Origin of the sequence: Streptomyces griseorubiginosus, from assembly GCF_017614965.1 — a bacterium.
Classification (GTDB): domain Bacteria; phylum Actinomycetota; class Actinomycetes; order Streptomycetales; family Streptomycetaceae; genus Streptomyces; species Streptomyces griseorubiginosus_B.
Map to the genome: position 1 here is coordinate 1 of NZ_WVUG01000488.1, position 4,031 is coordinate 4,031.

Annotated in this window: 7 protein-coding genes; 6 read left to right on the forward strand and 1 reads right to left on the reverse strand. The window is 67.1% G+C overall.

The window, feature by feature from the left end:
* Positions 1–285 precede the first annotated feature (285 nt).
* Entirely contained in the window at positions 286–519 is a 234-nt protein-coding gene (locus tag GRC12_RS42390) for a winged helix-turn-helix domain-containing protein (RefSeq protein ID WP_439959951.1), read from the forward strand.
* A gap of 29 nt (positions 520–548) precedes the next feature.
* On the opposite strand, the gene GRC12_RS42395 is transcribed toward GRC12_RS42390, so the two are convergent.
* Positions 549–1,289 (reverse strand): VOC family protein, encoded by a 741-nt coding sequence (locus GRC12_RS42395; protein WP_208785777.1) that lies wholly within the window; start codon positions 1,287–1,289, stop codon positions 549–551.
* Between the two features lie 177 nt (positions 1,290–1,466).
* Here GRC12_RS42395 and GRC12_RS42400 point away from each other — a divergent pair, with 177 nt between their 5' ends.
* Genes GRC12_RS42400 through GRC12_RS42420 form a run of 5 tightly spaced genes read left to right on the forward strand, consistent with a single transcriptional unit; the run spans position 1,467 to position 3,924 of the window.
* Positions 1,467–1,781, forward strand: a complete 315-nt coding sequence (locus tag GRC12_RS42400) for a hypothetical protein (protein WP_208785778.1) — start codon at positions 1,467–1,469, stop codon at positions 1,779–1,781.
* Positions 1,778–2,068 (forward strand): hypothetical protein, encoded by a 291-nt coding sequence (locus GRC12_RS42405; protein WP_208785779.1) that lies wholly within the window; start codon positions 1,778–1,780, stop codon positions 2,066–2,068. The genes GRC12_RS42400 and GRC12_RS42405 overlap by 4 nt, the downstream gene beginning before the upstream one ends.
* Positions 2,069–2,087: 19 nt before the next feature.
* Positions 2,088–2,285, forward strand: a complete 198-nt coding sequence (locus GRC12_RS42410; protein ID WP_208785780.1) for a hypothetical protein — start codon at positions 2,088–2,090, stop codon at positions 2,283–2,285.
* Complete coding sequence (locus tag GRC12_RS42415) at positions 2,282–3,124, forward strand: hypothetical protein (RefSeq protein ID WP_208785781.1); 843 nt, start codon at positions 2,282–2,284, stop codon at positions 3,122–3,124. Before GRC12_RS42410 ends, GRC12_RS42415 begins: the two co-directional genes overlap by 4 nt.
* Positions 3,121–3,924, forward strand: a complete 804-nt coding sequence (locus GRC12_RS42420) for a hypothetical protein (RefSeq protein ID WP_208785782.1) — start codon at positions 3,121–3,123, stop codon at positions 3,922–3,924. Before GRC12_RS42415 ends, GRC12_RS42420 begins: the two co-directional genes overlap by 4 nt.
* Positions 3,925–4,031 lie beyond the last annotated feature (107 nt).

The window sequence follows — 4,031 nt, forward strand, 5'->3', positions numbered from 1 at the left end:
TATAAGAGACAGGGTGCGGGGTGCACAGGGTCAGCACCCAGGCGAGGGCGCGGGCGATAAGGTCCAGCATGTCGACGCTCCATATCGGCGTTGGCCATGCCCCGGGACGGTTGCCTCCGTCGCCGGGGTCTTTCCGTTTTCAGCCTACATTGCTACGCATGTCAGTGCATAGCAGTGCGCAGCATTACGTCCATCGCTGCAGCTCAGGGCTGTTTTACGGTGGTTGCTATGGCAGCAGACAGAAGCGACTCCCCGATTGACCCGAACAAGATCGCGTACGTGTATATGCAGGTGGCGGACCACATTGCTGCCCGTATCGCGTCAGGCGAATTGCGGCCTGGAGCGCGGTTGCCGGGAGAGCGGGACCTTGGTGCGGAGTACGGAGTGGCATATCTGACTGCCCGTCGTGCGATTCGCGAGCTCCGCGAGCGAGGTCTGGTGGTCACACTCCCCGCGAAAGGCACCTTCGTCGCGTACCCATCCGGTGCCGACGCTGCCGCAGACGACGATCAGGAGTAATCCGGCGAAGTCCCCGCGATGCCCCGGCCTCAAGGCAACGCAAGCACACAGAACTCATGCTCCTCCGGATCCGTCAGGCAACTCCAAGGGACGTCACCCTGGCCCAGGTCGAGGTCCGTCGCGCCGAGAGTCCGTAGTCGGGTCACCTCCGCCGTCTTGTCGTCATCGGGATACGGCAGCAGGTCGAGGTGGACGCGGTCCGGCACCGTCTTCGCGTCGGGGGTGCGGAGGAATTCGACATACGGACCGACACCTTTCGCGGAGCGCAACACCGCCTGGTCGTCCGTTACTTCGTGCAGGGTCCAGTCCGTCGCCTCGTCCCAGAACCGGGCCATCGCCCGCGGATTCGCGCAGTCGACCACCACCGCGGCGATCGGCCCGGTGTCCCGGTAGACCTCCCGCGGCTCCAGGACGCAGAACTCGTTGCCCTCGGGGTCGGCGAGGACCGTCCACGGCACCTTGCCCTGCCCCACATCGACCGGCGTCGCACCGAGCGCTTTCACATGCCTGACCAGCTCCGCCTTATGGACGTCGGAGGTGGTGGCGAGATCGAGGTGCATGCGGTTCTTCGTCGGTGTCTTCGCTTTCGGGACGGGAACGACGTCGATGCCGAGAACGACCGGGTCCGGCCAGACGAGGCCACCGGGGGGTCCGACGTACGTGGTCGCGCCGGCGCTGTAGGCGCTCCAGCCGAGCGCATACGCCCAGAACCGGCCGACCGTCGAGTGGTCAAGGGCCTTGATGTTGACCATAACGGGGCGCAGTGCCATGCCGACGATCCTATGAGTCAGGTGCCTGCACAACCTGCGGACATGCCGGTCCGGGCAACCCGATCCGGACGCTCCCTTTGCAGTCCTTTGGTTGCTGGCCGAAAAGCCGTCGAAGGACAGTAACCCTGGCCGCCCGTGCCTGAGGGGCGGATGTGACGTATGCGTACGGGGGTCGTAGTGGCGGATCACGTCAAGGTGTCCACGTCGGAGCTGAAGGAGATCAGCAGGTCGGTGGCCCGGCTCAAGGCCAACTTCGAGCAGGCCAGGGACCTTGTCGACGGTTACGGCGCCGAGATCGGGTCGGGAGACGTCGCCTCCGCGCTGGACGACTTCGCCGACGACTGGAAGAAGAAGCGCAAAGAGCTCTGCAACGGGCTGGAGTTCCTCGGCAAGACCGCGGGCGCGGCCGCGAAGGCCTACGACGGTGTCGATCAGCATCTGGCGGACGCGCTGCTCAAAGCCCAGCCGGGGGAGGGTAGCGAGGCCAAGTGAGTTACGACCTCTCCGGTGTCGACTGGCAGACGGCCCGGTATGACGACAAGGAGTTCACGCCGGGCGACCCGTACGAGGTCGCCCGGCTCGGCAAGCGCATCGCCGACACCGCCAAGCTCATCGAGGAGCAGGCCGGCAAGCTGAACAACCTCGTGGACGGGAACGGTTGGGACTCCGACGCCGGGCGGGCGCTTCAGGACAAGACCCGTGACACCGTCGGGCTGCTGACCAAGACGCATCAGCGGTACGCCGCCGCCGCTTCCGCCCTCGGGGCCACAGTGCCGTAAGAGCGGATCGCCGACAAGCATGGCGAGGCAGGCCAAGATCCTCTACTACGGCAGTCAGGGAGCGCCGCTCCTTGCAGGCTGGGGCAACCTGGCACACACGCACCCCGGCGAGCCGTGGGTCACAGGGCCGAACTTCCTGAAGGGAGCGAAAAAGCTTCCGGTGATCGGCGCCGGCGGGACACCGTTCTACAACTGGCACTGGAGTACCGATGGATGAGGTCGGTCGGTTGCCCCACAACCCGACATCGAGAAAACAGGGATCACGTGACCAGCGCGGATGACCGGTCCGTCGAGGAGTTGTTCGCGGAACTTCCGGAGAAGCGTCAGCAGGCGATGGCCGAGGTCGGCTTGGGGCTGCCCGAACTGCTCCAGATGGCCGCTGCTCCGGATGGCCTGCGTAAGGTGCGTCGGATTCTCGCCGACGTCTCCACCAGCCCTCGGCCGTCAGGGCCAGGAGAGGGCAAGAGGCCGGCGATATGGCCCTGGGGACGTCTGTTGCTGGGGACCGTCGCCTCGGCTCTCGTCAGCCTGGTCCTCAGTCTGTTCATCGGCACGGCGTCGGCCTACGTGGGCATCGGGCTCGGGCTGCTGGTGATCTGGCTGGCCTTCAAGACCCCCGATTCCCGTGGGGCTCCTGCCGCACGGTTTCTCACGGCGGCCATGTATTTCGTACTGATCTTTGTCGGTTCGCATTCCGTAAACGCCTGGTATCTCCAGTTGCGTGGCGAGGAACAGACGGTCACCCTCGCCTCACCCACCCACCAGTGGACGCATGGCACCCGCGAGACATACTGCAGGGTCCGGCTGCAGGACGGTTCGGTCCACGAGGTGATCGACAACAAGGCCGAATGCGCCGACCGAGTGGGGCAGAGGACCACGGCCGTCGTCGATCCGTCGGGCCACTACGACCCCTCTCTCGGCACGAAGTCGGACCTCGGCGGCATCGTCGAGGGGTACGTCTGCCTGGGTGCCGTCGTGGTTCTGGTCCTGACCCCGGTGATCGCTGTCACCGCAGGACGACGTGACGGCAACCGCGCGCCCAGGGCGGCGGCGTGAGCGAGTCGGGTACGGCGGACGAGCTGTTCGCACGATTGCCGGCAACCACTCGGCGCACCCTCGAGCAGAGCGGACTGGGCCTGCCGGAGTTGCGCCGGATCGCCGCCGAGGACGGCGGTGAGCGGCGCGTGCGACACATCATCTCCGAGTTCTCTCCCGGCGCCGCCACCTGGGGTCTGGCGGGCGACGGCGCCCTGCGGCGGTGGACGCGGCTGCTCGTCGTGGCCGTGGCGGGCGTGGTCGTCTGCCTGTCGTCCACGTACGTGATCGGTCCGTCCGCGCTGCTCGTGGGTGTGGCATGTGTACCGGCCGTGGCGTGGGCCGGGTTCCGGGCGCGCTCGTCTTGGGTGGGGACCGTCGCCTACTGCTTCGTCGGGGTCTCCTATGTCGTCCTGATCCTGGTCGGCCCCGGGCAGGCCGACCAGTGGTACCTCCGCCTGCGCGGGCAGGAGGCCAGGGTCACGTATGTGAAGCCCGAGCGCTCGGTGTCGCACGGGGTGTCCAGTCTGTACTGCCGGGTCAGACTGCCCGACGGCTCGGTCCGGCAGACCATCGGCAACGACAAGCGGTGCACGCACGAGGCCGCGATCGGCACGACGACCCGAGCTGTGATCGATCCGCAAGGGCACTACCGGCCGTTCCTCGGAGACAGATCGGCCCTCCGCTTCGGCTTCTGGGACCACCTCTGTCTGGGCGCCGCGGCGGTGCTGGTCCTGGTCCCGGTGACCGCCGCGATCCTGAGCGGCGTCAACGAGGCGCGGGGCGCCAGATGCGGCCGAGTGATGGGTACGGCGGCATGACCGAGGAGCCGAACAGCCCGAACGGCCCGAACGGCCCGCACGAGCCGAGGGAAACGAGTCCGTCCATGGTCACGTCGACCACCGCCACCGACCCTGCCTCCCCGCCC

What these genes read in the sequence shown, in the direction of transcription:
- GRC12_RS42410 (WP_208785780.1), top strand. Translation starts at nt 2,088, where the DNA reads ATGGCGAGGCAGGCCAAGATCCTCTACTACGGCAGTCAGGGAGCGCCG.
- GRC12_RS42415 (WP_208785781.1), top strand. Translation starts at nt 2,282, where the DNA reads ATGAGGTCGGTCGGTTGCCCCACAACCCGACATCGAGAAAACAGGGAT.
- GRC12_RS42390 (WP_439959951.1), top strand. Translation starts at nt 286, where the DNA reads ATGCAGGTGGCGGACCACATTGCTGCCCGTATCGCGTCAGGCGAATTG.
- GRC12_RS42395 (WP_208785777.1), bottom strand. Translation starts at nt 1,289, where the DNA reads ATGGCACTGCGCCCCGTTATGGTCAACATCAAGGCCCTTGACCACTCG.